We start from the raw sequence: 25504 nt of genomic DNA on the forward strand, positions 1-25504 counted from the left end.
TCCCGATTAGGAAAGCAGCCGCCGCGACGAATATTCTTGGTTTTAGATAGGGATTGGGCTATTTAGCAGAGGAGGTTGTTCCAGCGGTTCCCGCGTCCGGTGCATTCTTCACCTTCGCCAGCTCTTCGGTCATCGCAAGCTGTCCTTCGGCTTGCACCTTGTCTAGCGCGGCATCTACCGACGTTTTCCCGTCCGTGACGTTCTTCAGCTCTTGCTGGAGGAGGCTTGAGAAGGTATTGAAAAAGTTCGGCGGCAGCTTCTCGTAGCCCTTATACATGTTGGACTGCAGCGGCTTCAGCATATAGAAGGCTTGCATGTTGTGGTTGGCGTCGTCCTTCAAATACGTCGTCCGCACGGAGAAGCCGCCTGAATTTACCTTGGACGTCACTCTCGCGTATTCTTCGCCCGTGATGTAACGAATGAATTCCTTGGCGGCATCGGCGTTCACCGACTTGGCATTGATGGCGAAAATTTGCCCGAAGCTCATATTCATGCTGCTATCCGGGTTCTGAGGATCGACCGGAAGCGTGACGAGGTCCCAATTTTGGACGACCTTGTCCTTCAGCCTGGCCTGCGCATCCTTGATTTGATCCAGCATATTCGTGCTCTCGAACTTCATGGCCAGCCTGCCCGCAAGGAACGGATCGCGAAGGATGTAATCCTCGTAGGTGGCGGATCCGCTGTTGTTATTGGGATCTTCGACGTACAAGGAACCGGATTTCAACGCGTCGACGGCGATTTGGTACGCTTTTTTCCAGGAATCGGAATTGACCGTCACCTGACCGCCGGCCGCGTTGAACATCGACAGGTTCTGGGAAGCGCCGATCATGGAGCCCAATTGATTAATGTCGGTATTGTAGCCCATGTTCAGCCCATAGACGCGCTTGTCCTTGGCTCCGTCCGTCGGGAAGCGCTTCGCCAGCTGGAACAGCTGATCCCAGCTCATCTTGTCCTGCGGCAGCGGAATGCCGTACTTCGCGAATAGATCCTTATTGTAGAAAATCGCTTGGCTATAGAAGCTCGGGGACAAGCCGTACACCTTGCCGTCGCCGAGTTCCTTCATGTAATCGATGAGACCCGGAATAAGCGTCTCCTGATGGTAATCCTTATCGCCGATTAGCGTATCCAGCTCCAGAAGCTTGCCGTCTTTGGAGAGCTTCGTCAGCTGATCGTTGCTCAGGATGAGAACATCCGGATTTTCCTTGTCGATAAACGTCTGCAATTCCGCGTCGGGATCCTTGATGGGCTCGTTCGAATAGTTCTGGTTGGTGACGATGGTTAGCTCGACATTGGGGTGAAGCGCGGAATACAACGTACCGAATTGGTCATAGAAGGATCTTTCGTCGTAGTACATGACCTTCAGCGCGGACTTCTCGTCGCTTGCATCGGCCCCTCCGCCGGTCAAGCTGCATCCGGACAGAGTCAATGCCGTTCCGAAGACGGCGATCGATGCCAGATGGTTGTAACGCAACCCTTTCAACTTCTCCACTCCATTCCAAATAGGTATTTCCTTCCAAATTCAACCTATTATAGCACGGCGAATGGCGATGGTTTCCTAATATTTCCTTAAAATACCTTCTTTAATACAATCAAACCTAAGGGGAGGTTGATCGAATTCAATCGGTTTTCTTGGTCGTCAGGTCGTCGATATTTTTATCGCCTTCATCCTTGATATCGTCATAAACGTCGTTTCCGTTTGTTGTTACCTCGTTATACAAGCGCTTCCCGGTGTCGCGAGCATACGTCATGGCGTCATTTTTGCGTTCGGTGATCTGTTTCATCAGTTCGCTGTGGGGGACGTTCCCTTTGTTTTGGGCTTCCAAGTAGCTCAAGGCTGCAAGCAAATGCGTATTTTCTTTAACCACCAGTCCTTGCATCGTTTCTTGGGCGGTATTGATTTCCCCTTGCTTCCGCTCCTTTTGTAGGTTGGCTTGGCCTTCTCCTTTTTCCTTCCACCTTATCCACTCGCCGCGTAATTGATCATAGGCTTTATCCATAACCGTTTTTAGCGATTCGTCATTATCGACGAACGTAAATTCGCCGCCGCCTGCCGCAGCGACCTGCTTAAGCAATTTCTGACCGTTCGAATCCACGTCGAAACCGATAATATTCACGATGGTCTTTACTTTGGATTGATGGAGTTCTTTGGCGATTTGCGCGGGATTGCCGCCGCAAGTTTCGATTCCGTCGCTTACGACATAAACGATGGAATTGGTCGTCTCCGGATTCATGTCTTGTTTGACGGACTTTAACGCATTGGCAATCGGCGTCCATCCGGCCGGTTTTATCGCTTGAAGCACCTTGCCGATTTGATTCGCCTGCGCGCCTTGACCATGGAATATTTCTTCGGTACTGTCGCATGATGCTTGTTTGTCTTTTTGGCTGCCCGTTCCTTTATGCCCATAAACCCGCAGGGATACCTCGGCATTATCGGGCATTTTTTCCGCGAAGCTCTGAATCGCTTCTTTTGCGGAATCCATTTTGGAGATCCCGTTGATCTGTGCCTTCATGCTGCCGCTGGCATCAAGCAAAATCGAGATATGCAGCTTCTTGCTTGCGGGTAATGTCACCTTGCCATTCGGTCGTTCGTTATTCACGCTGATCTCGGTCTCAAACTGCTTGAACGCGGTCACATAGGGGCGATAGTCTTCGGCCAGAAGGAGCAGCAGTTCTTCCTCGTATTGATCCGCCGTCAAATCGTTCGGCAATTGATCCAGAGCCGCCTGAACGTTCTGTTCGTTGTAGTTCGAGCCGGCCAATGTGCCTGGAGCTTGCATGAGTCGTTGTTCCATGGTCAAGGACGTCTGCGGTTCGCTTTGATTGGCATCCACCGGGGGAGTGTCCGAGTCGTGTTCGCTTTGACTTTCATCGGATGGCGGCTGGGCGTCTGAGCTGCGTTCGTCTTGCGCTGCATTTGTCGGGGATTGCGTTTCTGAGACTGGTTTGCCTTGATTAGAATTGGATGCACGCTGGTTTATCGCGACATTCTTTGCGGGTTCATTGCTGCAACCGGCAAGGAAAACGATGAGGGCTACTAGGATTAAGATTGACCTGCGAATCATCTCCACCTCCGAGAAATAAATGTTGATGGCCTCGCCAAGACCTTGGGTTGAATTATATTTCCTAATTTCCCCAGTATCAACCATTAGCCCAAATCTTGAGCAAATATTAAGGATCGGAAAAGTTAACAAACCATCCAACGAATGAACTTTACAAATCAAAGACGAGTGCATACATTAGGCTCACGGGAGGATGATGATTATGGAAGAGTTGTTAGCTCGAATGAAGCATACGCACGGAAGGATAATCGATGGTCGGCGACACTTCTGGGACGTAGAGAAACTATGGGAATTATCCAAGAACCTGCCCGTTCATAAAATCAAAATCGATTCGATCAAGGAGCTTGATCAAGATTGCTGGTTTGCGGACAGCAGGAGCAGACCGATTCCGACGATACGCAACGTGGCCTTTCATTGCAAGAGAATCCTCGACGCAAACATGGCGTACCCGATATTATTGTGCTCCGAGGGACAATTAATCGACGGGGGACATCGAATTGCAAGAGCGTTAATGGATGAAAGGAATGAAATCGATGCGGTCTATTTTCCATTGCCGGCGGCGGATGTGATTTTATAAATGAAGCAAGTACCGCCATAACGTTACTTACGGGTTCGGCGACTGGTGATGGCCCACAGCAACAAGGCTATCGCGCTTACGCCTGCTCCAACCCTGCATACCCCGGTCCAACCGGCATAGGCGTATAGACTTGTGGATGCAATGGAGCCGATGGCGCTGCCGACGGAATAAAAAATCATATACGCTGCGGTAAGCCGGCTGCGCGCTTCGGGACGGACCCTCAAAATCATGCTTTGGTTCGTTACGTGAACGGCTTGGACCGCAAGGTCAAAGAGGAGTATGCCGACAACAAGAGCGGCTAGCGATTGTTTGGTATAGCTAATCGGCAGCCACGAGACCAATAATAAGGCAAGCGCGATTCCCGTTGTATGTTGTCCCAGTCCGCGGTCGGCCAGGCGTCCGGCTCGAGTCGCACCCAGTGCCCCGGCAATGCCAGCCAAACCGAAGGCTCCGATCGCCGCATGCGAGAGCGATAGCGGAGGCGTTCCGAGCGGCAAAACAAGCGAGCTCCAAAAGATACTGAAGGCCGTGAAGATGAGCAATCCGAGCAAGGAGCGAATACGCAAAACACGTTCCTCTCTATACAATACAATCACCGAACGCAGCAGCTGGATATAGCTCAGCGACACTTTGCGTTGTTCCTGCGGTAAAACCCGAAGAAGCGTCAATGAAGCGACGAGCATGCATACCGCGGAGAACAGATAGACCGAACGCCAACCTGCGAGATCGGTCAATAACCCGGCAGCCGATCTGGCAAGCAAAATGCCGATTACGACGCCGCCCGTTACGAGCCCAACGATCCGGCCCCGTTCGGAAGGGACGGCTAAGGTTGCGGCATAAGCAACGAGCGTTTGCGTGACGACGGCCAACAATCCTACGACAGCCAAGCCCGAGAACAATACGCCGGCCCCTGGGGCTAGAACGATGGCGACTAACGCGATTACGGACAAGAACATCTGTCCTGGAATCAGCCAGCGTCTGTTAATCAAATCACCAAGAGGTACTAACAGCAGGAGGCCGCAAGCATAAGAAGCTTGAGTGACCGTTATCACGATACCTACGGACGAACGACTGATATCGAATTCGCTTGAAATGACGTCAAGCAGGGGCTGCGCGTAATACACATTGGCGACTGCCAGCCCGCATGCGATGGCAAACAATAACGCTAGGCCACGTGACATTCCAGTAGGCTGCCGAACGGGATACGACTGTCGGTTCTCTGCCTCCGTTGCGGAAATTTCGCCGGATTTGATTTCTTCCATTTTTCCTTCACGCTCCACGAGTTATTTTATACTGATAAGTATATTATACTTAACGGTAAAGTTTGTTCATGAAATAAAGTATCCCTATATACCTGCGAAGTCAAGAGAAAATTAACATGTATTTGACAACTTCATAGCTTGGAATTATGATCTATATTATACTAATCGGTATAATTAAGGAGGGTGAGTCGATGGTTCGGCTTCGGGAGTTTGATAAGGAGGAAGCCCTTCATGCCGCGATGCGCGTGTTTTGGGAGAAGGGTTTTGAGGCAACGTCATTAAGCGATCTGACGTCGGCAATGGCCATTCAGCGACCTAGCCTTTATTTGGCTTTTGGCGATAAAGAACAGTTGTTCGAGCACGCCTTGCGCAAGTATGCCGAATGGCATGCCTCCGACATCAGGGAGAAGTTGAACCGTAAAACTTCTGTCCGGGATGCTTTTCATTCGTATTTCATGGATTTGGTTGATGAAGCATACCAAGGAGAATCCAGTCCGGGATGCTTTTGCATCAATACGATGGTTGAACTCGCGCACAGAAATCAGAAATTCGAAGTGATTACGCGTGAACATCAATCTTATTTGGCTGTCTTGTTTCAGGAAAAGATAGAAAAAGGAATTCAATCCGGCGAGCTTAATCAAGAGATCAATGCCAAGGCCATCGCTCAAGGTTTAGTCGTTTCGTTGATCGGCATCACCGTTATGTTGAAGGCAAAGCCGAACCGATCGTTTATCGACAATGCGGTCGGGGCAGCGATATCGTTGCTTTGATTCGGAATTTAGGCAGAAGGACAGGCGGTACAAATGAAAGGCGATTTCGGAGACAGCCGGGGGCGGCGCTTGGGGATCGTTTTTTTTGTTTGGACGGCAGCGTAAGGGCTTTGCCGTGCGGATTCTGCATTTTATCGTGAATGACTAGCGTTTGATGGTAAAATAATCAAGCAGAGGAGGGGCGAAATGAATATTGAAATCGTACTGGTTCCGTATGAAGAAAAAACAGTTCTGTATAATCTGATTCAGTTGTATCGATACGACAGCAGCGAGTTCGATGGACATGTCCTAAACAAACACGGGTTGTACTTATACAAGTACTTCGACCATCAGTGGACCGACGAGTATCGGCGTCCGTTTATCGTTGAGGTTGATGGAGAGATTGCGGGTTTTGTTTTAGTTAGCCTGGATGTACCTATGGAATATATGAAATTAAGTACGGCTGAGAAAACCAATGTAATCAGTGATTTTTTCATTATGCGAAAGTACCGGCGTAAAGGGGTTGGCAGGAAGGTGGCGAACTTACTCTTTGAACGGTTCGCCGGCAGTTGGGAAGTAAGGCAGACCGCTGCTAACCAGCCGGCTTATACGTTTTGGAAGCAGGTCATCTCTACGTATAAAGACAAGGGTTACCAAGAGGAGTTTCTGCAAAATGAGAAATGGAACGGTCCTGTCTTTGTGTTTGAGTCAGAGCCGGAGGAGTGATCGGGGATTTGCCGAATGATGAAACACGAAGGAAGCCGCATAACCTGCGGCTTCCTTTGTTTTAGTATAGCCATAATCTGCATCGATTCAGGCAAGCCGCGCTTCCCGCGTTCCCGAGTTACTGGAAGCCCAGTACGGGATGCGGCACGTACAGCTCTTCCAACGCACGGATTTCGTCGGAAGTCAACGCAATCGAGAGCGCCGCGGTCGCGTCGTCCAAATGGCCGGGCTTCGTCGCGCCGATGATCGGCGCCGTGACCGGGGATTTGCTCAGCACCCAGGCCAGCGCGACCTGGGCTCGCGGTACCCCTCGCTCGGCCGCGATGCGCCCGACGCGTTCGACGATCGCGCGGTCCGACTCGACGGCGGACGTGTACAGCGTCTTGCCGAACGCGTCAGTTTCCGAACGTTCGCTGATCTCATCCCAGCCGCGCGTCAAGCGCCCGCGGGCAAGCGGGCTCCACGGGATGACGCCTACGCCGAGATCCCGGCAGAGCGGAAGCATTTCCCTTTCTTCTTCGCGATATAGCAGATTCAAATGATTTTGCATGCTGACGAATTTGGTCCAGCCGTGCGTCTCCGCCGTGAACTGCGCTTTGAGAAACTGCCAGGCGTACATGGACGAAGCGCCGATATAGCGGGCTTTGCCGGACTTGACGACGTCGTGCAGCGCTTCCATCGTTTCCTCGATCGGCGTATGCGGGTCCCAGCGGTGAATTTGATAGAGATCGATATAGTCGGTGCCGAGTCTTCGCAGGCTGTCGTCGACTTCGCTCAGAATCGCTTTGCGCGACAAACCGGCGCCGTTCGGGCCGGGCCGCATGCGGCCGTGGACCTTGGTCGCGATGACGACGTCCTCGCGCCGGGCGAAATCCTTCAGCGCGCGACCGACGATTTCTTCGCTGGTGCCGTCCGAATAAACGTTGGCGGTATCGAAGAAATTGATGCCCAGCTCAAGTGCCTTGCGGATGAAGGGGCGGCTGTGCTCTTCGTCCAGCGACCACGAATGCGTTCCTCTTGACGGTATGCCGTAACTCATGCAGCCCAGACATAGTCTGGATACCTCCAGGCCGGTCTGGCCCAGGCGGGTGTAATCCATTTCGATTCCTCCTCTGATTTCATCGATCGAATTGGCGAACGGAGTCTGCTAATCTCGCCGTCGACTCTATCGTAACGCTTTTTCAATGGGATCACAATTTTCCCTCGATAAAGAACAGGGATTGGGTTTAAGATTAGAGATAGGGGGGCGGAATATTTGAAAAGCTACAAGGTCGTAGCCGTACTAGCCGTTGCATTGTTAATGATATCCGTAACCATGAATGTAATGAATCACAAAAAAACAAAGAATTACGAGGCTGCCGTTGGCGTTGCTTTAAGCGATTATCTTTCACATTATAAAACCGGCTCCATGGATAGGTCACTCACTCGAGTAATCACTGATCGAAAATTATACTTTGGCGAGGTAGGAAGACCAGTTAATTTTTTGGCGAGAGATTTTCAAGAACTAAGTAATATGCATCAAGAATTATGAGAATCATTCTGACTCGATTGCGGTTGATGATGAAACGCTGTATCTAAGCTTTAATGAATTAAAAGACGAAGAGCGGAAAGGGATAGAAATAATCGCTGAAATCACTGGAGAACTTGAAAAAATAAGAAGCGAAAGTTCTCGAAACAAAGCATTATTGGATTATTTTGAGGATTACATGATTAGAAGTGCGGAATACTTTCATACTCAAGCAGTACAGGAGAAAGTGGCTGCTTTTGAAAGTATAAGAATAAAATTAATCCCTCATTCGAGCAGTTAAGTAAAACGCTCAGCTAACTGGAAAACGATAGTTAAGATGGAAAAAATAGAAGCCGCCGATTATTCGGCAGCCTTGGTCATTAAAAATTCTTGCGTGATGGCGTAGTTACTACTGGGTCGAAGTCCACGTTACCTCTATTCCTGGTTTGAGTTCCAGATCTAGCCATTGCTCCAGCACCGCCGGTAACCTGCTTCATCTCTTCCGCGCTGAGCTCCTTGCCTTCCTCGCGCAACTCTTCAAGACGAAGCTCATTTATTTTTTTCATGTCAGCCATCGCTTTTCTCTCCCTCAATTGGAATCTTCCTTCTCAAGTGTATGGAAAATCAGAATATGTCTCAAGCAACTAAAGTTGTAGTTGCGGCTTTTGGTCACTTGACGTCAAATAGCGGCGAAGCTCGGTAAAAACGGGCGTTCCGCTAACAGGCGGTTTAGCGCAGTAAAGACTAACGCTATAAGTACAAAAAACCAGCAGTAGTCCAGGACTTATCGGTCCAAGACTGCTGCTGGTTTTAGGTTTTAACCTTACAGAGATTTGTCGTCCACGCTATCCAGCCACGCCTCGATGGTGCCGATGACGGAGGCGACGCAGCCGTCTTCGAACGGAGAGATCAGGCCTGCCGCGCTTGCAAGCTCCGTGAAGGAGAGGCTGCCGCCCAGACGGCATAAGCCGAGGTAATCGTTCCATGCGGCTTCGCGATCTTCGCGGGACTTCTTCCAGAATTGAAACGCGCAGAGCTGCGCCAGCGTGTAGTCGATGTAGTAGAACGGCGAGTTGAAAATATGCCCCTGCTTGTGCCAGAAGCCGCCTGCCGCCAAGTACGAGTTGTTCGCGTAATCGCGATGAGGGAGATATTTCTTCTCGATCTCGCGCCACGCCTGCTTCCGCTCGGTCGGCGTCGCTTCCGGATTCGCATACACGTAATGCTGAAATTCGTCCACGGTTACGCCGTACGGAATGAAAATTAGCGAACTGGCGAGGTGGTCGAACCGGTATTTGTCCGCGTCCTCCTTGAAGAACAGCTCCATCCACGACCAAGTCAGAAACTCCATGCTCATGGAATGGATCTCGCAGGCTTCGTAGGTAGGGAAGGAATATTCCGGCACTTCGTAGCCACGGCTTTCATACACTTGGAACGCATGCCCTGCCTCATGTGTCAGCACGTCGATATCGCCGGAGGTGCCGTTGAAGTTGGAGAAAATATACGGCGCTTTGTACTCGCTGATATACGTGCAGTAACCGCCGCCTTGTTTGCCCTTTTTGGCGACGAGGTCCATCAGCCCGTTGTCTTGCATGAACCGGAAGAATGCGTCCGTCTCCGGCGATAGCTCCGCGTACATCTTCGCGCCTCCGGCTATGATCCAGTCCGGGTCGCCCTTCGGCGTCGCGTTGCCGGACAGGAAGGAGAGGTTCTCGTCGTAATAGAGCAGCTTGTCGACCTCGATGCGGTTCCGTTGACGTTCCTTGAGAGCCGTTGCGACCGGCACGATATGGTCCTGTACCTGCTTACGGAAGTTCGCGACCATGCTTGCGTCGTAGTCAGTCCGGCTCATGCGGGCGTAGCCGAGCTCGATGAAGTTGCCGAAGCCGAGTTTCTTCGCGATCCGCGTGCGGACGTTGACCAAATCGTCATAGATGCGGTCGAGGGTCGCTTCGTTCTCCGCCATGAAGCCGGAGGACGCTTCGGCGGCGCGTCTGCGCATATCGCGGTCGGTCGATTGCTGGAACGGACCGAGCTGCGCGAGCGTGCGCTCTTCGCCTTCGAACGGGATTTTCGCGGAAGCGAGCAGCTTCGTGTATTCCGTCGTTAATTTGTTCTCCTGTTGGAGATCCTCGATCACCTCAGGGCTGAACGTTTTGAGCGACATCTCGGCCAGCCGGAATAGCTGCCGTCCCCACTTGGCTTCCAATTCGGGACGGAACTTCGAACCGACCAGCGCCCGGTAATAGTCCGTTACGAATTCCTGCACGACGGGGCCGTTCTCGTCGAAGAAGTCCTGCTCCGCTTTGAAAAATTCGTCGTTCGTGTCGATGGAGTGGCGAATGCTTGCGATCGTCTGCATCGTGTCGAACTCGCTGCGGAGCTTGTTTATGCCCGCCATCGCGGTGTTCTGCTCCTCGCCGCTGCCAGCCGCGGCGAATACGCCAAGCAGCTCCTTGAATTTCACCTCGAACGCCTTCACGTCCGGTCTCTCGTATGTATATTCGCTAAATGTCATGCACCATGCACCGCCTTCCGGTTTTTAAGACTGAAGCGCCAACGCGCAGGGGAGGCTAATCGACCCGCTTACCGGCAAGCCCGTCACCGAGCCGAAATTAGCACAACCTTGTTTCATTATACTCCATTCCGCGTGGGCAGGTTAACCAACAAACGCTGCGCGGCCATTTACCCGACACGAAAATGGTGGACTGAGATACGGTTCCGTCATCGTGAATTGAAGCGTCAAAGACCGACTCAGGTGAGACATTATGCACTTTCATAGGTGGGTAAACACGAAGTAAAATATAGGTAGACGTACCGTTTCTGTTTATCCATGTCAGCATATTGGGTTCCGTGTAGGATTGAATATAATCGAAAAGAGGACTGCATAGTTATGTTGGAAATCTCTGTTATGACTTTTAATTTGCGCTATCCGGAGATCAAAGACGGCTCCGATTATTGGCCGGAACGAATCGACCGAGCGACCGCCGTTATCAAAGAACATCAGCCTATGCTTATCGGCACGCAGGAAGGCTATCACTCGATGCTCGAAGATTTGAAGGCTCGATTGAATGAATACGATTGGGTCGGGCAAGGTCGCTTCGGGGAGCACGAGAATGAGCACAATGCCATTTTTTATAACCGCGACGAGCTGACAGTGGAAGAAAAAGGACAGTTTTGGCTGTCGGAAACGCCGGAGTCGGAAGCTTCGGTGAGTTGGAATAGCTCGTTTCCGAGAATCTGTACGTGGGCGCGTTTCGTTCATCGGAAGTCAGGCAAATCCTTCTATTTTTACAACACCCATCTGGACCATCATAGCCAGGAAGCGAAAGAGCTTGGGATCCAAACAATAGGGGAATATATGGCTAGACAGCGCGCCTTAGATGGGCTTCCGGCGTTGCTTTCGGGGGATTTCAACTCGTTTCCCAGTGAATTCCCGATTCGTTTTTTGCGAGGGGAGATCGAGGCTGACGGCAAGGGAATCGATTTGAAGGACGCTTACTCCCTGATCAAAGGAAATCCGGGTCTAACATTCCATGGCTTTAAAGGCGGCGATTCGGGAGAACCGATCGACTTTATCTTCGCTACCGCCGAATTCGAGATCTTGAACGTGCAGATCGATCGCTGCCAAATAAACGGAGGATATCCGTCGGACCATTATCCGGTTGTGGCGAACTTCCGATTCTAGAAACGAACTACAGGAGGATAGCAGGAATGGAAATTAGAGCCGCCAAACCTTCGGATGCTTCCCAATTAGCCCGATTGTCCGGACAACTTGGTTACGCAGCCGAGAAAGACCAAATCCTTCAGCGCCTTACAAGGCTTTTGAATGATGATGATAACGCCGTATTTATCATGGAAATCGATCGTGAAGTTGCCGGTTGGGTTCACGTGCATGGAAGACATTTGATCGAAAGCGCTGACTTTGCCGAAATAGGCGGTTTGGTCGTGGATAGCATTCACAGACGCAAAGGAGTCGGAGAACTGCTCATGCGTCAATGCGAAGAATGGGCTCGCGCAAAGGGGTATGGGATGATTAGAGTGCGTTCGGGCGGCCAAAGGAAAGAGGCCCATGCATTTTACCGCAGAATCGGTTATAAGCATGTCAAGTCACAAGAAGTGTTTAACTTCGAGTTGTGAGTGGGAAGGGCGTTACGCCATACGCCGCGGGATGCATAGACCAGTCGAAAGGGAGTCGTTGTCATGTTGAAGTTTCGGCGCATAGATTTAAAGAATGACAGCGAAACGATCGTTGCGTTTAGGAAAGATTCCTATCTGGTGAGCTTCGGAAGCGTGGATGGATTCGGTGATGAAGATTCATACCTTCGAAAAATCGAGAACAGAATAACGCGATTCCCTGACGGGTTGATGCTTGCCGAAGAAGACGGTAAAACGGTCGGTCAGTTAGAACTTCAAATCATCTCCTGCGAGGGGCAGGAGATGGGGTACGTGAATCTGTTTTACTTACTACCCGAGTACCGCGGCAAAGGGGTTGGACGGCAGTTAACGGAATATGCCGAACGGTTCTTTCGAAGATACGGCGTAAAAGAGTACCGCTTACGCGTTGCCCCGAACAATGAACGTGCGATTAAATTTTACGAGAAATTAGGAATGCGACAAATAGAAGAAGAACAGTCGCCTTATTTGGTGTGGATCTTAAGCAAGAAGCTGTAGCTAGTTGGTCCCTCTCATGTTACCGTATGGATTTAATGCATAGGCAAGAAAGGGATTCAGAATCTCATTTTTATCATGAATAAATAATAGAATATAACTGGCAATCCTACGGCAACCGATAGAACGGCAATTGCTAGATGCGCTTTCTTCTCGTCTCGACATATGAATCGTAATGACTTATACGCGATAATACCGATCCATCCGCCTAGACTATTCAGAATAACATCATCGATATCAGCTGTTCCGATGCCTAAAAGCCCCTGCATGAGTTCAACGAACAAACTCGCCGCAGCGATAAACAATAGAACGCTCCGTATGCTTTTATTGTTCTTGAATAACGACACATACACGCCAAGGGGAATGAAAATAAATATATTGCCGGCCACATTGCCGAAAGCGAACTTCTTTAAATTAGCCGAGCTGCCGGATATGAATTCGCTTATGCTATAAAAAGGAACGAGATTGATGGACCTGACGAAAGGCCTGTGGCTATTGAATAGCTCCGAAATCGAAACCCTCGATAAGAACAATATTTTGATCAATAAGCATAGGTAACAGATAAAAACACCATATAAAAAGACGGTTTTGATTCGTTCTCGTTTATTCATAGCTAGCTCCTTTTTCCTTCGCAACAATTGCAACAACCTCAATAAACTGATTTCATTTTCCTTCGGAACCGCAGTTCGCTAGGAGAAGCATACCGTAGTTACTTAAACGATTTAGGTGCAATTCCTTAAATATTTCTCAAGTTTACATAATAACATGGTTATGCAATTTATTGGCTGCGGAGTGTGAGCGGAACGGACAAACCAGGCAACCCGATGGAATAATAAAGAGACCTGCGCCTCGAAGGCGCAGGTCTCTTCGTCATTCCCCCGATTACATCGAGTAGTACGATAATCCGCCGACGACCGCGTAGGTCGAAGACGCTTCCACCCGGTACGTGCCGGCCGGTTGGCCGGAAGCCAGCGTCGTGCTCAGCGAGCTGCTTTGCCCCGGCGCGAGGTAGGCGGACGTTCCGCCGACGTAAGTGCTGCTTGATCCGGAAACCCGGTACAGGGAGAAGTAGATATACGTGCTGCTCGTGGAGCTTGTGTTCGTAAAGCCGGAGCTGAGAACGATATTGCCCGCCGACAACGATTGCGTGTAGGTTTGGAAGAATGCCGGCGTCGCGACGCTCTTGGTCGCTTGGGCGGTTTGGCCTGTAGCGTTGCGGGCCACGACCTTGATCGAGTACGACCGGCTAGGCGTCGCGGACAAGGAATAGCTCGTCGAGGTCGTCGTCGTATAGAAGGCTCCGTCGACGTAGAGATCGTATTCGACCGCGTTGGAGGCGCTCCAGCTCACGTTGATGGAATTGTACGTCGCGGTGGCGGAAATCACCGGCGCCGTCGGACAGCCGAGCGTCGTTACGGGATACGTGGACGTGCTTCCGTAAGAACCCGTGCCTTTGACATCGAAATAATACGTGGTGCACGGGCTAAGTCCCGTGATCGGATACGTGCTCGTATAGGCGGTAGACGTGAAGAACGCGCCGTTCTTATAGATTTGTACCGCGTACTCTCCCGATTCCAGCGTCCAGCTCAGCGTGAGGGAGCTGCTCGTGACGTTCGACGTCGAAGCATACATAGCCGCGTTTGCGGTCAATGCGGGAATAAGGGACAGGACCAGAGCCAGACTCATGACGAACGTTAACAACCTTTTTTTCATGATTACACCTTCCTTTTCGGATTTTGTCGATGCCGGATTTCCATTTCGTTTCCCTTCGTCCCCCTCTCCGGAATTCCCTTTTATTGGCGATTCGCAGTGATATTACCATTCGGGGAGGTCGACGGCAACCATGGATTTTGCCAATTCCTATAAAAAAAGCTGTCCCTATGGCGGGGGACAGCCCAAATCCGATTTTCTGCACGACTAATCGCTATGAACGGCGCCCCGACTTCCATCTTGCAAGAAATCGATAAAGTTCTGCGCGGTTTTGGATAAGAGGTGGTTCTTCAGCCATATTAATCCGACGGGGGAAGTCATTTCGGTTGGACTGGAAATTTTGTGCGCATGGATGGCATATCCTTGATGTCGTTTAAGCAGCGTTTCCGGAACGATGGACGCGCAGAAGCCGGATGCAACTAAATCCATCAGCAGCACGATGTCAGAGCATTCGCCAACGATGTTGGGATGCAGCCGGAAACGGGAAAAGGCCTCCAATATCAAATAATGCACGCCTAATCCCTGGGTGCTTGGCAGCAGGAGAGGCTGGCGTTGAACGTCCGCAAGCGATACTTCATGCTCGAACAGGTTCTGTTTCTTGGATGTAATCAAGTAAAACGGTTCGCTATACAGGTGAAGCACCGAAAAATCCTCTAGCCCAAGCGGCAATCGAATGAAGGCCAGCTCGATTTCCCGGTCTCTGACTAGTCGACAAAGATGCGCGGACTCATTTTGCTGAATCTTGTACGTAACCTTCGGGTATTGCTTCTGAAATCGGAGGAGGATCTCCGGCAGCTCGGCAACCGAGAACGTATTCACGCCTACGGTTAGTCTGCCGTTGACCCCGTTTCCGACTTCCTTTACTTCCATTTTGGCTTCTTCCATTAACTGATTCATTTGCAGCGCATACTTATATAAGGCTTTTCCTGCTTCCGTTGCCTCTACGTATTTCCCCGATCGTTCCACTAGTTTGGCCCCGAGTTCTTCTTCCAAGGCTTTCAATAGCTGGCTTATCGGCGGTTGCGAGAGAAAGAGTCTTCTCGCGGCAGCAGAAATGCTCCGTTCCTCTACGATGGCTATAAAATATCGAAGTTGCCTGATGTCCATGAATGAGCCGACTCCTTCACCTATATGAAAAACCTTAGTGAAACGAATGTTTTATATATTTTTCGTTTCGTTTTAATCATGATAGCATAGTGGCACAACACGCTGCAGGAGAGGTGATGGACCATGCATGAGACGTTTTGGTTGAAGAATGTTCGTCTGGAAAATGGCTATTCGAAAGAAAACGGTACCGTTGCGGGAACGACAACCGATCTTTATCATCTGCTGATCGAGGACGGCAGGATTGCAGAAATCGCGTCTGCAAGCGAGACGCCGCCTGGAGCAAAGCCCGATGAAGCGAAAGCATCCAACGCGCTTCGCGTTCATGATGCGCACGGCCTGCTCGCGCTGCCGCCTTTCGTAGAGAAGCACTGCCATTTGGACAAGACGCTGCTCGGCGACCGCTGGCGGCCGGTTCGTCCGGCGACTTCGATATTCGAACGTTTCGAGATCGAGAAGAACACGCTGCCCCGGCTGGCAACGACGGTGAAGGAGCGAGCCGAAACGCTGCTCGGTATTTTGCTTCGGGCCGGTTCGACGCATGTTCGCACGCATGTCGACATCTACCCTGAAGTGGGACTTCGTCACTTGGAGGCCGTACAGGAAGCGATAGCCGCCTTCGAGGGCAAAATGACCGTCGAAATCGTCGCTTTCCCGCAGCACGGACTTCTACGCTCGCAATCCGCCGGGATTGTCAGAGAAGCGTTGGCCCGGGGTTGCGAATTGATCGGCGGCGTAGACCCGGCAACCGTGGACGGCGATATGGAACGATCGCTGCAGCAGATGATGGAGCTAGCGGTGGAAGCGAATGCGGATGTCGATTTGCATCTGCATGACGGCGGCAGCGTCGGACTCGGGACGATCAGGCGCTTGGCGCAATTGACGGAGGAAGCCGGCTGGCAAGGACGCGTGTCGGTCAGCCATGCATTCGCGCTGGGCGATATGGAGGGCCGGGAAGCGGATGAAATGGCGGAGCTGCTGGCGGGGCTCGGCATCACGATCATCACAAGCGTGCCGATGGGGCGAACGATCCCGCCGGTTCCGTTCCTTCACGCGAATTGCGTGCCGGTTGCGGTCGGCTGCGATAACATTTTCGATTCGTGGTCGCCTTTCGGCAACGGGGACATCCTCGAGCGCGCGGGTCGTCTGGCAGAACGGTTCGGGAGAAGCACGGAGCAGGCGCTGGCCGATACGCTCCGCTTTATTACGGGAGGCCGAACGCCGCTTGATCCGAACGGAAACCAAGCATGGCCGAAGCCGGGGGACGAAGCGAGCATCGTATTCGCGGAAGCAAGCTGCTCGGCGGAGGCGGTCGCCAGAAGAGCGAACCGTCCGGCAGTCATGCATAAAGGAGCGATCGTGTCGGGATCGCTGGAGAGAGGGTAAGCGCATGAAGAGTTCTGCTTATTGGCTGCTCAACGTTCGTTTGGAAAGCGGTTATAGCCATGATGAGGAAGGCGCTATAGTCGGAACCCATACGGACATCTGTCACATCCGGGTGGAGGATGGCAAAATCGCGGCGATCGCTGCCTCCGACAGTCGCCCGAACGACGACCTTCCGCAGCAGGACGCGGCCGGCCTCCTTATGCTGCCTGCCTTCAAGGAAATGCACATTCATATCGATAAAACGTATTACAGCGGGCCGTGGCGGGCGGTGCGCCCCATATCCAGCATTTTTGAAAGATTCGAGGAGGAACGCGAGCTGTTGCCACAGCTGCTGCCGACGGCTCAACAGCGGGCCGAAAACATGCTCGGCATGCTGCTTGGGTATGGCTCTACCCATGTCCGCACCCACTGCAACATCGACCCGGTCGTCGGCTTGAACAACTTGGAGGCCACCATGCGGGCGTTCCAAACGTTCTCGGGCAAGTTGACTTATGAGGTCGTTGCTTTCCCTCAGCACGGGCTGCTTCGTTCCGATGCGATCGGGCTGGTTCGGGAAGCGATGAGTCATGGCGCTACCCATGTCGGCGGGGTCGACCCCGCAACCGTGGACGGGAATATCGAGAAGTCGCTGCAGACGATCATGGACATCGCCGTCCAATCGAATGCAGGCGTCGACATCCATATTCACGACCGCGGCGAGCCCGGATTGACGACGATGCACCGGCTTGCGGATCTTACGGAACAAGCGGGCTGGCAGGGCCGGGTGACCGTCAGCCACGCGTTCGGCTTTGCGGGTGCGGTCGAAGCCGCCGCCGAATTGGCGGAACGGTTTGCGGAATTAGGCATTTCCATCACCTCGACGGTTCCGATCGGCACGATGATCATGCCGATTCCCATGCTGAGAGAGCGAGGGGTCAACGTCGAGCTAGGCAACGACAGCATTACCGATCATTGGTCGCCGTTCGGCATCGGGGATTGCCTGGAGAAAGCAGGCCGCCTCGCCGAGCTGTACCGGTATGTCGACGAGCGCTCGCTCGCAGAGGCGCTCGGATTCATCACCGGCGGCGTGCTGCCGCTCGATGCCGCCGGCAATCGTGCGTGGCCCGCGGTCGGCGATAAGGCCGACGCCGTCTTTGTGCAGGCGAGCTGCTCTTCGGAAGCGGTAGCGCGGAGATCGAAGCGCGAGGCGGTAATGTTCGGTGGCGCGATCGTTGCCGGATCGCTTACGAAATCGCCCGCTGGATAAATAGGAGCGTCTGAATGTCGGGCAACCCAAGAAAGCCGAATATCCAACATTGTCGCGACTCCAGGCTTATCGGTCACGCGAGTTAAAAGGATTGAAGAACCCAACGCTTTAAGCGTTGGGTTTTTTAAGCATGAACGGAGATCGTCGAGTCGACATCGAATGAGCGGCGGATCGTTCGGCGCTTGCACATTACGTGAACGATGGAAACTATTGCCCCGTTGCCGCTCAGCGATGCGCATTGTACACTAGATGAGTTTGCACAGAGATTCAAAAGGGGAAAAGGGAGAGAAACAAACGATGAAACGTCTAATGGGGTTAGGGCTGTCGCTACTGATGGTGATGTCGATGTTCGCCGGAACGGCATCCGCGGCTGCGGCGAGTACGGCGGTTAAAGTGAAAGTGAACGGCGAGTGGGTTATTTTCCCCTCTCCGCCCGTTATTCTGAACGGCAAGACATTCGTGGAATTCCGCACGTTGTTCGCGAAGCTCGGGTACGGAATCGATTACAATGCCGCGACGAAAACGATCACGGCGAATTCGTACGACCGCAGCATTCAGATGAAGGCATCGGATAAGGTCGCGCTCGTCGATGGAGCGAAAGTGCCGGTAAGCGGGGAGATGAAGCTGCTGAACGGTCGTACGATGGTCGGCGTTCGCTTCATTGCGGCGCTCTCCGACAAGAACGTCGACTGGGACGGCGCGAAGAAGATCGTCGCGATTACGGATTTGCGCCCGACAGCCGCTCAACAAGCGGAGCTGTTCGCCGTATTCAACAAGCTTGCGGCGGCGGAGGACAAGCAGGATGCAGACGCGATGATAGCGTTGTTCCATTCCGAGTCTCCGATCAAGGATGGCCAAAGCGAGCTGCTTCACCAGCAGTTTGCAAAGCTGCATACGCATACCGAATACATGAAGCTTACGGTCGAATCGTTCTCTTCCAAGGAAGCGGGCATCCGCTCCGATGAACGATCGAACAAAGTATCCGGAGACGGATTCTTCCCGAACGCGACGAATGAAATTTACTACACGCTGCGCAAAGACACGAACGGCCGCTGGGCGATCTACGGCATGGAGGTTCTGACCTCCGAGGTGAAGGACGAGGCCAGCCTCTGGGCGCAGGAAGTCAAGGTTGACGATGCGGACCATCAAGCTTTGGTCGACGCGGTGAACGTTCAGCTTGCAGCTATCAACGCGAAGGACTTGAATGCGTACCAATCGACCCTGGACGTGAATGATTTCAGCTTCGCATTCGACGTGATGGGAATGAAGTCGTTATTGGAGGCAGAGAACATCGCGCTTCATGAGGCGCTTGAACGCAGCGCGGTCGTCGAATGGCATGGAGACAGCGCCGCGCTGTTGACTTCCCTTCGCTATGACGTCACGATCGACAAAGACGAGCCGATGGCTGCCAGATCCGTTACGCTCTACAACCTGGTGAAGAAGAACGGCAAATGGTTGATTACGCCGTACTCGCACCAGCATGAGCTGCTTAACGAAGAACTGGACGCCTAGCGAGGAGCCGTGCTGACGCACGGCTCTTCTTTATTTGCAGGAATGAAATCCCATAAAATAGGGATACAAATGCTGCTTCCGGTCAGATACAATTATTAAGGTATCGTAAATAGAATCCGATCGCGCTTATTGGATGAAAAAGGAGTTATTTTCTATGGAATTCAACGATGTTATCCACGACCACAGATCCATTAGAGAATACGAGGATCGGGAAATCGGTCAAGACCTGCTGGATCAAATCTTGGAAGCCGGCATTCGCGCTTCCTCAAGCGGCAACATGCAGTCTTATTCGATTATCGTGACGAGAGACAAGGAGCTGAAGGACAAGCTGTACACGGCTCACATGGAGCAGTCCATGGTTGTGGACGCCCCCGTGCTTTTGACGTTTTGCGCCGATTTTAACCGAATGAGAAAATGGCTGGAGCTTAACGACGCGCCGGTTCATTTCGATAATTTCATGAGCTTCATGATCGGTGCCATCGACGCGACGCTGGCCTCGCAGAATTGCGCGTTGGCCGCGGAGAATGCCGGACTGGGCATCTGCTATATGGGATCGACGCTTGCCAACTGCGATCAAATCGGCGAACTGCTGAACCTGCCGCCGAATGTCGTGCCCGTCGTCGGTTACTCCTTAGGGTACCCGGCGGAAAAGCCTCCCCTGCGCGACCGGCTGTCGAGACAAGCGCTCGTTCACGAGGAGCGGTATCGCGATTATTCGGACGAGGAAATCGTGGACTTGTATCAAGACCGCAACGAAAAGGGATGGAAACGGTATATGGACATTCCTGCGTTGAAGGAAATGACGGAACGGTTAGGATTGAAGAATCTGGCTCAAATCTATACCCGCGCGAAGTACACGAAGGAATCCCATCTCGCGTTCTCGCAGACCGTTCTGAACTACTTGGAGTCGCAAAATTTCATGAAGAACACGTAGTACCCTTTTCATGTAGAATACGAAATACCCTATATCAATCTACCAAGGACACCTGCGACGGTGTCCTTTTTGTCTTGCGCCGGCAATCGAACATTTCACCTCGGCTAGTGGAATGACTCTATCGTTCTGCCTCTTGCCTGTATACGTTAGTAGGGATGAAGATGAGAAGCTTCACGGGGATGGAACGGGAGGATGGACGAGCGATGAAGATTATCGTGAACGAGAAAGAGCTGAAGGAATATTTTGACTGGCTTGCCCGTCTGCTATTGCAATCGACCGCCTTACAGACGCAGGCATCGGAGCCGATGGATGCGTCAACGCTCATGGCAGAGCTTCGTCGGACGATTCGGAAGGAGATCGCTTCGATCGAACCTGAGGGGCAGCGAGATGTCGGCATGAATGGCTTGAATAAGCTTAAGCAGGTCTTTGAGCCTCATACAAGCAAACCGGTCGAGCTGCTGACTCCAGCCGGTACCGTCGAAGGGACAATCACGAAGGTAGGCGACGACTATCTGGTCGTGCGCGAGCAAGGCGGAACCAATGTTATGGTGCCGCTGGAACAGCTGGTCGCCTTTCAATTAACGGGAAAGCAGGTGGAACGATGATTGAAGAACTGCAATCGCTCGTGAACCGGGAGGTTCAGATCGCGAGCGCACTGGAAACGATCAGCGGTACGCTCGTGTCGGTGGATGGCGCGGCGGTGACGCTCCGCACGTCGGAGATTTTCGGCTATGAGAGCGGCAGCTATGCGATCCTTCAGCTGCGCTTCATTTCTTATATTCGGCTGCTTTAACGATCAGGAGAGTAAAGAAGCAAAGGAGGAGAGGCAAGTGTCGTTTCAACGTGTACCGGGTCTGGTGAGCATTGTCATCACCGTCTACAACAAGCTTCCTTATCTGGCGGATTGCTTAACGAGCCTGCTCAATCAGACCTATACGAGCTGGGAGCTCATTCTCATCGACGATGCATCCACGGACGGCTCTTACGAGTATGCCGTGAATTGGCTGAACAGCAACGAACCGTTATTGCGGGAAGGCAAGGGCATCTATACGCTGCGGCTTCCGCGCAATGCAGGTTACGCCGGCGCGGTAACGGCTGGGTTGTATTTGGCGAAGGGCGAGTTTATCGCCATCCAGGACGCGGACGATCTGTCCCATCCGGAGCGGCTTGCAAGGCAGGTCCGTTATTTGAAGCATAATCCGCAAATCGAGCTGCTCGGCACGAACTACGAAGTATTCGAAGACGGCCATCCGGAGCGCCGCATGCCGGTGTTTTGGCTGAAATACGGCGAACAGATCGGGAAGGTCTATGCGGACGGCGGGCATTGCATCTGCCACGGAACGGCTATGTTCCGCGGGACGGTGTTCGATCGCATCGGCGGACATACAAGACGCATAGAAGGCGCGGAGGATTACGAATTCATAGCGAAGGTGATCAAGTCGGGAGCGAAGAACGTGGACAATATGCGGGAGGTGCTGTACTACTACCGCAAGCATCAGAAGCAGCGCTCGCGCAACTATTTCGGCAAGTCGCAGAAGGAGCATGGCCATGATGCGTAATCGGATCCGGCTGCTGATGGTGATGGACAGCTTGGCCGTCGGCGGTACGGAAACCTATGTGCTGAGCCTTGTGAAAGCTTTCCCGTCGCTCGGCGTCATGCCTGTCTACGCAGGCGGAACCGGCGTGATGTACGAAGCCTTCGCTCGTGCGGGGTGCCCGATCCATCGCGTGGAGCTGACGGCGGAGCAGCTGCTGGACCCGCTGCGTCAGGCGCAGGCGGAACATTCGCTTACGCAGATCATGCGCAGCCGGAAGATCGATATCGTGCACATTCACCAGACGCCGTCCGGCCTGTATGCAGCGGAAGCGGCAAGGAAACTAGGCATCCCGGTCGTGTTCACGGTGCATGGCGCTTACTACCCGCCGGAGCAGCTTCGGCTGATGAAGGCTGCCGGATGCACCTTCGTAAGCGTCAGCGTTCCGGTACAGGCTTATCTGGAGCGTCTCGGCATACCGTCGCAGGTGATTGCCAACGGCATCGATTTTGAACAGTATCGCTCCGAATCCGCTGCCTCGCTTCGCGCCAGTCTTCGAATTCCGGACGGGGAGAAAGTGGTGGTCTACGCATCCCGGCTGGCATGGGACAAGGCGACGGTATGCGCGATGCTCGTGCGTGCGGCAAGGACGATTCGCTTGAGCGGGACGCTTCCCCTCCATGTGGTGATTGCGGGTTCGGGCAACCAAGCTGCCGTCATTGCCGAGCTGGCGGAGACGGTAAACCTGGAATGCAACGCGTCCTTCGTCCAGCTGGTGGGCAGTCAAATGCAAATGCGCGATTACTACAATCTGGGCGATCTTGTCGTCGGTACCGGACGGGTGGCGCTGGAGGCGATGGCTTGCGGCAAGCCCGTGCTGGCGATTGGCAATCACGGCTATTTCGGCCTGGTGGACCAGCCTGTTTATGACGAGGCGTGGCAGTATTATTTTGGCGACCATGACTCCAAGGATCGTCCCTCCGAGCAGTTGATCGGAGAAACCATAACCGAGGCGCTCGCTTCCGGCGACAAGCTGGAGGAGATGGGCCGGCAAGTGCAAGCGTGGGCACGGGAGAATTTTCTTATCCGGGACAAGGCGCTTCAGATGAAGCAGCTGTACGGCTCTTTGCTTCCGAAGACTTGATAGGGACGGAGTGATGATGACGAATGCGAAAGGTGTTGTATTTGGGGTGGATCGGCTTCAACAACCTCGGGGACGAGTGGATGTGGGAGATGTTCCGGGCAATGGCGAAGGCTCATCTGAAGGAGGAAGCTTATGAGGTCATCCCTTCGTTTCCGAACGTGGAATGGAAGAAAGTCGGCCAGTACGATACGGTCGTTCTCGGCGGTGGATCGCTGATCGTCCCGGGGTATGTCGATCTGGTGCATGACGCGCTGGAACTCGGGAAGACCGTCGTCGTCTGGGGCAGCGGCCATGATCGGCTGCATAAATGGGCGCCATCGCCGGACGGGCGGCCGGTGCCGGAGGCGGCCGACGAAAGCGCGGCGTATCGCCGGAAGCTGAAGGCCGTAATGGAGCAAAGCGTCTATTGCGGCGTCCGCGGGCCGTGGACGACGGCATATGCGGAATCGCTCGGCGCGCTGCCGAAGCATATCGCCATCAGCGGTGATCCCGCGATGCTGATGAACGCGCTGAAGCCGGTACCGGCAGGGCAGCCGGACGGGAGCGCCGAAGGGAAACTCCGTACGATCGGCATCAATTGGGGCACCACGTATAGCCGGCTGTACGGCGGCGACGAGGAACGGGTGGAGGACGCGCTTGCCGAAACGGGCCGGTCGCTGCTTGCGCTCGGGTACGGGCTTCATCTGTATTCGGTCTGGGGAGCCGACCAAGATGCGCTGGCAAGGCTCTACCGCAAGCTTGGCCATGATAAGCGCATTACTTTTGATCCCAAGGTTTATCCCGCGGCGGACTATGTGAAGCTGCTGGCCGGATTCGAAGCGACGATCAACTTCAAGCTGCACGCCAATCTGTTGTCCGCGGCGGCGAACGTTCCGTTCGTCTGCATCGGTTACCGGTTCAAAGGCTTCGATCTGATGCACGGACTGGACTTAGCCGATTGGATCGTTGCCTCGGACGACCCGCTATTGGCCGAGCAGCTGACGGAGAAAGTTCAAGCGGCTGCGGCTTGGCGGGACGGATATGTCAGCAAGCTGGAAGAGGGGCGCCAGGCTGCTTACCAGTCGCTTGTCACGCCGTTTCGGGAGGGCTTGTTCTAACGTGATGGGGAAGGGATTGTCCGGATTAATGGAGACAAATTAACGCGAAAACTGCCCGCTTGCTGGAGGCCGCTGTTAAGCGAGCGCGTAGAAAAAACGCGGCACGCTATTCGATTGCTGATTGCGGATGTAATCCAATAGGGTCGTGCTAACGAAAATAAACGTGCTTGCTAAAATGAGCCTACTAATTCTTCAGCTAACGGCTAACGGATGTGAGGAGGGCTAATTGCCTCAAAAGTCCCTTTTAATTAGCTTACGGTTGCCAGGGGGCTTATTGCGAGGATTTCCCGTGCAAATCCGCTCTTCTCCGCCCGATAACGTCTGTCGCAACCATTAGCGCTTCATAAGCGGCATTTATCGTGGATTAGCCACGCTGACAACCGTTAGGCTCCGTCCGAATTCACATTGCGCATTGCACGTTGCATGCCCGGCAGTTATGGTACGTGCCGAGGCCAGTCTGGATGGATAAGTACGGTAGCAGCTTTGGTAAGTGCCGAGGCCGGTCTGGATGGATAAGCTCGGTGGCTGCTTTTGGTGCGTGCCGAGGCCAGTCTGGATGGATGAGCTCGGTATAAGGTTCCGCCGCTTGCTGAGGCCGGTCCTGGTTTATACCTGTTTCGCAGCAGCGTGCCGGGCTCTTAACGTGCAGCGCTTTCTCTACAGAACGCCAAAAACCGCCCCGGCAACGGGGCGGTTTTTCGCATTTATCCGGATTGGCGGAGCAGCCTCACGCCGGGTAGTAAATCAGCGTGTAATACGCGCATTCTTCTTCCGTGACATTCTCGTAGACGTGAGGCTGATCGGCGGTAAAGCGAAGCGCGTCACTGGCGCCCAGCTCGTACGTCGCATTCAGGATCGTCAGCCGAAGCTGCCCCCGCACCATCAGGATATATTCTTCCACTCCCTCGTGATGCGCTTCGGAAGCATGCGTGCTGCCTGGCTCCATCTGGACGGAGTAAATCTCGAACTTCTTCTTCTGTTCGAACGGGATCTGCGGGTAAGAGCGATAGCCTTGCTCCGCGAGCAGAGGCTCGAGATCTTCGAAGCGGATGTGCGTGACGGTGCTGCGATCCTCTTCGATTAGAGAAGTAAAGGAAATATGCAGCCCGTTGACGATCTTCCAAATAATCGAGATGGTCGGATTGGAATCGCCGCGCTCGATTTGACCGAGCATCGCTTTGCTGACGCCGGTCAGCTCTGCGACCTGATCAAGGCTGAGCATCCGCGCTTTGCGGATGGTTTGCAGGTTCTTGCCGATTTTCTTGTGAATTTGTTCGTGCTCCAT

26 protein-coding genes are annotated in these 25504 nt (G+C 53.1%); 16 read left to right on the top strand and 10 right to left on the bottom strand.

Annotated features, from left to right (window positions below):
- Positions 1–58 precede the first annotated feature (58 nt).
- Positions 59–1480, bottom strand: a complete 1422-nt coding sequence (locus AC0YNU_RS13455; RefSeq protein WP_475757196.1) for an ABC transporter substrate-binding protein — start codon at positions 1478–1480, stop codon at positions 59–61.
- A gap of 136 nt (positions 1481–1616) precedes the next feature.
- On the bottom strand, positions 1617–3146 hold the full coding sequence (locus AC0YNU_RS13460; RefSeq protein ID WP_475757198.1) for a vWA domain-containing protein: 1530 nt from the start codon (positions 3144–3146) through the stop codon (positions 1617–1619).
- Between the two features lie 106 nt (positions 3147–3252).
- Between AC0YNU_RS13460 and AC0YNU_RS13465 the strand changes: the two genes are divergently transcribed.
- Positions 3253–3636 carry a hypothetical protein gene (locus AC0YNU_RS13465; protein WP_475757200.1) on the top strand — a complete coding sequence of 128 codons (384 nt, stop codon included), beginning with the start codon at positions 3253–3255 and terminating at the stop codon, positions 3634–3636.
- Positions 3637–3659: 23 nt separating this feature from the next.
- Here the strand turns inward: AC0YNU_RS13465 and AC0YNU_RS13470 are convergent, their stop codons facing one another.
- Complete coding sequence (locus tag AC0YNU_RS13470) at positions 3660–4817, bottom strand: MFS transporter (RefSeq protein ID WP_475757971.1); 1158 nt, start codon at positions 4815–4817, stop codon at positions 3660–3662.
- A gap of 272 nt (positions 4818–5089) precedes the next feature.
- On the opposite strand from AC0YNU_RS13470, the gene AC0YNU_RS13475 reads away from it, so the two are divergent.
- Together AC0YNU_RS13475 and AC0YNU_RS13480 are read left to right on the top strand one after the other, a co-directional pair.
- Positions 5090–5668, top strand: a complete 579-nt coding sequence (locus AC0YNU_RS13475; protein ID WP_475757202.1) for a TetR/AcrR family transcriptional regulator — start codon at positions 5090–5092, stop codon at positions 5666–5668.
- Positions 5669–5854: 186 nt separating this feature from the next.
- Positions 5855–6373, top strand: coding sequence for a GNAT family N-acetyltransferase (locus AC0YNU_RS13480; RefSeq protein ID WP_475757204.1), 519 nt, complete (start codon positions 5855–5857; stop codon positions 6371–6373).
- A gap of 118 nt (positions 6374–6491) precedes the next feature.
- On the opposite strand, the gene AC0YNU_RS13485 is transcribed toward AC0YNU_RS13480, so the two are convergent.
- Positions 6492–7472, bottom strand: a complete 981-nt coding sequence (locus AC0YNU_RS13485) for an aldo/keto reductase (protein ID WP_475757207.1) — start codon at positions 7470–7472, stop codon at positions 6492–6494.
- A gap of 156 nt (positions 7473–7628) precedes the next feature.
- Here AC0YNU_RS13485 and AC0YNU_RS13490 point away from each other — a divergent pair, with 156 nt between their 5' ends.
- Entirely contained in the window at positions 7629–7904 is a 276-nt protein-coding gene (locus AC0YNU_RS13490; RefSeq protein ID WP_475757209.1) for a hypothetical protein, read from the top strand.
- A 356-nt stretch (positions 7905–8260) separates the two neighbouring features.
- Here the strand turns inward: AC0YNU_RS13490 and AC0YNU_RS13495 are convergent, their stop codons facing one another.
- Together AC0YNU_RS13495 and AC0YNU_RS13500 are read right to left on the bottom strand one after the other, a co-directional pair.
- On the bottom strand, positions 8261–8455 hold the full coding sequence (locus AC0YNU_RS13495; RefSeq protein ID WP_475757211.1) for a TIGR04149 family rSAM-modified RiPP: 195 nt from the start codon (positions 8453–8455) through the stop codon (positions 8261–8263).
- A gap of 248 nt (positions 8456–8703) precedes the next feature.
- Entirely contained in the window at positions 8704–10398 is a 1695-nt protein-coding gene (locus tag AC0YNU_RS13500) for a M3 family oligoendopeptidase (protein ID WP_475757213.1), read from the bottom strand.
- A 315-nt stretch (positions 10399–10713) separates the two neighbouring features.
- On the opposite strand from AC0YNU_RS13500, the gene AC0YNU_RS13505 reads away from it, so the two are divergent.
- From AC0YNU_RS13505 to AC0YNU_RS13515, 3 genes are all read left to right on the top strand, one after another.
- A complete protein-coding gene (locus AC0YNU_RS13505; protein WP_475757215.1) occupies positions 10714–11568 on the top strand; it encodes an endonuclease/exonuclease/phosphatase family protein in 855 nt (284 codons plus the stop codon).
- Positions 11569–11594: 26 nt separating this feature from the next.
- The gene (locus AC0YNU_RS13510) at positions 11595–12020 is read left to right on the top strand and encodes a GNAT family N-acetyltransferase (protein ID WP_475757217.1); all 426 of its coding nucleotides are present in this window, start codon (positions 11595–11597) and stop codon (positions 12018–12020) included.
- Between the two features lie 63 nt (positions 12021–12083).
- The gene (locus AC0YNU_RS13515) at positions 12084–12554 is read left to right on the top strand and encodes a GNAT family N-acetyltransferase (protein ID WP_475757219.1); all 471 of its coding nucleotides are present in this window, start codon (positions 12084–12086) and stop codon (positions 12552–12554) included.
- 56 nt (positions 12555–12610) lie between these two features.
- On the opposite strand, the gene AC0YNU_RS13520 is transcribed toward AC0YNU_RS13515, so the two are convergent.
- The 3 genes from AC0YNU_RS13520 to AC0YNU_RS13530 all read right to left on the bottom strand — a co-directional run bounded on the left by AC0YNU_RS13520 (position 12611) and on the right by AC0YNU_RS13530 (position 15368).
- On the bottom strand, positions 12611–13162 hold the full coding sequence (locus AC0YNU_RS13520; RefSeq protein ID WP_475757221.1) for a VanZ family protein: 552 nt from the start codon (positions 13160–13162) through the stop codon (positions 12611–12613).
- 271 nt (positions 13163–13433) lie between these two features.
- Entirely contained in the window at positions 13434–14264 is an 831-nt protein-coding gene (locus tag AC0YNU_RS13525) for a hypothetical protein (protein WP_475757222.1), read from the bottom strand.
- Positions 14265–14468: 204 nt separating this feature from the next.
- Positions 14469–15368 (bottom strand): LysR family transcriptional regulator, encoded by a 900-nt coding sequence (locus AC0YNU_RS13530; protein WP_475757225.1) that lies wholly within the window; start codon positions 15366–15368, stop codon positions 14469–14471.
- A 123-nt stretch (positions 15369–15491) separates the two neighbouring features.
- Between AC0YNU_RS13530 and AC0YNU_RS13535 the strand changes: the two genes are divergently transcribed.
- From AC0YNU_RS13535 to AC0YNU_RS13575, 9 genes are all read left to right on the top strand, one after another.
- A complete protein-coding gene (locus AC0YNU_RS13535; protein ID WP_475757227.1) occupies positions 15492–16751 on the top strand; it encodes an amidohydrolase in 1260 nt (419 codons plus the stop codon).
- A gap of 4 nt (positions 16752–16755) precedes the next feature.
- Positions 16756–17997 (top strand): amidohydrolase, encoded by a 1242-nt coding sequence (locus AC0YNU_RS13540; RefSeq protein ID WP_475757229.1) that lies wholly within the window; start codon positions 16756–16758, stop codon positions 17995–17997.
- Positions 17998–18294: 297 nt separating this feature from the next.
- Positions 18295–19509, top strand: coding sequence for a copper amine oxidase N-terminal domain-containing protein (locus AC0YNU_RS13545; protein WP_475757231.1), 1215 nt, complete (start codon positions 18295–18297; stop codon positions 19507–19509).
- A gap of 154 nt (positions 19510–19663) precedes the next feature.
- On the top strand, positions 19664–20443 hold the full coding sequence (locus tag AC0YNU_RS13550; protein ID WP_475757233.1) for a nitroreductase family protein: 780 nt from the start codon (positions 19664–19666) through the stop codon (positions 20441–20443).
- A gap of 203 nt (positions 20444–20646) precedes the next feature.
- Positions 20647–21048, top strand: a complete 402-nt coding sequence (locus AC0YNU_RS13555) for a hypothetical protein (protein ID WP_475757235.1) — start codon at positions 20647–20649, stop codon at positions 21046–21048.
- Positions 21045–21236, top strand: a complete 192-nt coding sequence (locus tag AC0YNU_RS13560; RefSeq protein WP_475757237.1) for a hypothetical protein — start codon at positions 21045–21047, stop codon at positions 21234–21236. The genes AC0YNU_RS13555 and AC0YNU_RS13560 overlap by 4 nt, the downstream gene beginning before the upstream one ends.
- Before the next feature lie 37 nt (positions 21237–21273).
- Complete coding sequence (locus tag AC0YNU_RS13565) at positions 21274–22002, top strand: glycosyltransferase family 2 protein (RefSeq protein ID WP_475757239.1); 729 nt, start codon at positions 21274–21276, stop codon at positions 22000–22002.
- Positions 21992–23122 (top strand): glycosyltransferase, encoded by a 1131-nt coding sequence (locus AC0YNU_RS13570; RefSeq protein WP_475757240.1) that lies wholly within the window; start codon positions 21992–21994, stop codon positions 23120–23122. The genes AC0YNU_RS13565 and AC0YNU_RS13570 overlap by 11 nt, the downstream gene beginning before the upstream one ends.
- 23 nt (positions 23123–23145) lie before the next feature.
- Positions 23146–24219, top strand: a complete 1074-nt coding sequence (locus AC0YNU_RS13575; protein WP_475757242.1) for a polysaccharide pyruvyl transferase family protein — start codon at positions 23146–23148, stop codon at positions 24217–24219.
- 727 nt (positions 24220–24946) lie between these two features.
- Here the strand turns inward: AC0YNU_RS13575 and AC0YNU_RS13580 are convergent.
- Positions 24947–25504, bottom strand: coding sequence for a helix-turn-helix domain-containing protein (locus tag AC0YNU_RS13580; protein ID WP_475757244.1), 558 nt, complete (start codon positions 25502–25504; stop codon positions 24947–24949).

The organism is Paenibacillus sp. J31P316 (assembly GCF_056269105.1).

Excerpts from the sequence above, each read along its gene's own strand:
- AC0YNU_RS13540 (WP_475757229.1), top strand. The coding sequence starts at position 16,756 with ATGAAGAGTTCTGCTTATTGGCTGCTCAACGTTCGTTTGGAAAGCGGT.
- AC0YNU_RS13465 (WP_475757200.1), top strand. The coding sequence starts at position 3,253 with ATGATGATTATGGAAGAGTTGTTAGCTCGAATGAAGCATACGCACGGA.
- AC0YNU_RS13485 (WP_475757207.1), bottom strand. The coding sequence starts at position 7,472 with ATGGATTACACCCGCCTGGGCCAGACCGGCCTGGAGGTATCCAGACTA.
- AC0YNU_RS13560 (WP_475757237.1), top strand. The coding sequence starts at position 21,045 with ATGATTGAAGAACTGCAATCGCTCGTGAACCGGGAGGTTCAGATCGCG.
- AC0YNU_RS13570 (WP_475757240.1), top strand. The coding sequence starts at position 21,992 with ATGATGCGTAATCGGATCCGGCTGCTGATGGTGATGGACAGCTTGGCC.
- AC0YNU_RS13530 (WP_475757225.1), bottom strand. The coding sequence starts at position 15,368 with ATGGACATCAGGCAACTTCGATATTTTATAGCCATCGTAGAGGAACGG.
- AC0YNU_RS13510 (WP_475757217.1), top strand. The coding sequence starts at position 11,595 with ATGGAAATTAGAGCCGCCAAACCTTCGGATGCTTCCCAATTAGCCCGA.
- AC0YNU_RS13500 (WP_475757213.1), bottom strand. The coding sequence starts at position 10,398 with ATGACATTTAGCGAATATACATACGAGAGACCGGACGTGAAGGCGTTC.
- AC0YNU_RS13475 (WP_475757202.1), top strand. The coding sequence starts at position 5,090 with ATGGTTCGGCTTCGGGAGTTTGATAAGGAGGAAGCCCTTCATGCCGCG.
- AC0YNU_RS13525 (WP_475757222.1), bottom strand. The coding sequence starts at position 14,264 with ATGAAAAAAAGGTTGTTAACGTTCGTCATGAGTCTGGCTCTGGTCCTG.
- AC0YNU_RS13520 (WP_475757221.1), bottom strand. The coding sequence starts at position 13,162 with ATGAATAAACGAGAACGAATCAAAACCGTCTTTTTATATGGTGTTTTT.
- AC0YNU_RS13535 (WP_475757227.1), top strand. The coding sequence starts at position 15,492 with ATGCATGAGACGTTTTGGTTGAAGAATGTTCGTCTGGAAAATGGCTAT.
- AC0YNU_RS13545 (WP_475757231.1), top strand. The coding sequence starts at position 18,295 with ATGAAACGTCTAATGGGGTTAGGGCTGTCGCTACTGATGGTGATGTCG.
- AC0YNU_RS13515 (WP_475757219.1), top strand. The coding sequence starts at position 12,084 with ATGTTGAAGTTTCGGCGCATAGATTTAAAGAATGACAGCGAAACGATC.
- AC0YNU_RS13575 (WP_475757242.1), top strand. The coding sequence starts at position 23,146 with ATGCGAAAGGTGTTGTATTTGGGGTGGATCGGCTTCAACAACCTCGGG.
- AC0YNU_RS13495 (WP_475757211.1), bottom strand. The coding sequence starts at position 8,455 with ATGGCTGACATGAAAAAAATAAATGAGCTTCGTCTTGAAGAGTTGCGC.
- AC0YNU_RS13580 (WP_475757244.1), bottom strand. The coding sequence starts at position 25,504 with ATGGAGCACGAACAAATTCACAAGAAAATCGGCAAGAACCTGCAAACC.
- AC0YNU_RS13460 (WP_475757198.1), bottom strand. The coding sequence starts at position 3,146 with ATGGTTGATACTGGGGAAATTAGGAAATATAATTCAACCCAAGGTCTT.
- AC0YNU_RS13550 (WP_475757233.1), top strand. The coding sequence starts at position 19,664 with ATGGAATTCAACGATGTTATCCACGACCACAGATCCATTAGAGAATAC.
- AC0YNU_RS13480 (WP_475757204.1), top strand. The coding sequence starts at position 5,855 with ATGAATATTGAAATCGTACTGGTTCCGTATGAAGAAAAAACAGTTCTG.
- AC0YNU_RS13505 (WP_475757215.1), top strand. The coding sequence starts at position 10,714 with ATGTCAGCATATTGGGTTCCGTGTAGGATTGAATATAATCGAAAAGAG.
- AC0YNU_RS13555 (WP_475757235.1), top strand. The coding sequence starts at position 20,647 with ATGAAGATTATCGTGAACGAGAAAGAGCTGAAGGAATATTTTGACTGG.
- AC0YNU_RS13470 (WP_475757971.1), bottom strand. The coding sequence starts at position 4,817 with ATGTCACGTGGCCTAGCGTTATTGTTTGCCATCGCATGCGGGCTGGCA.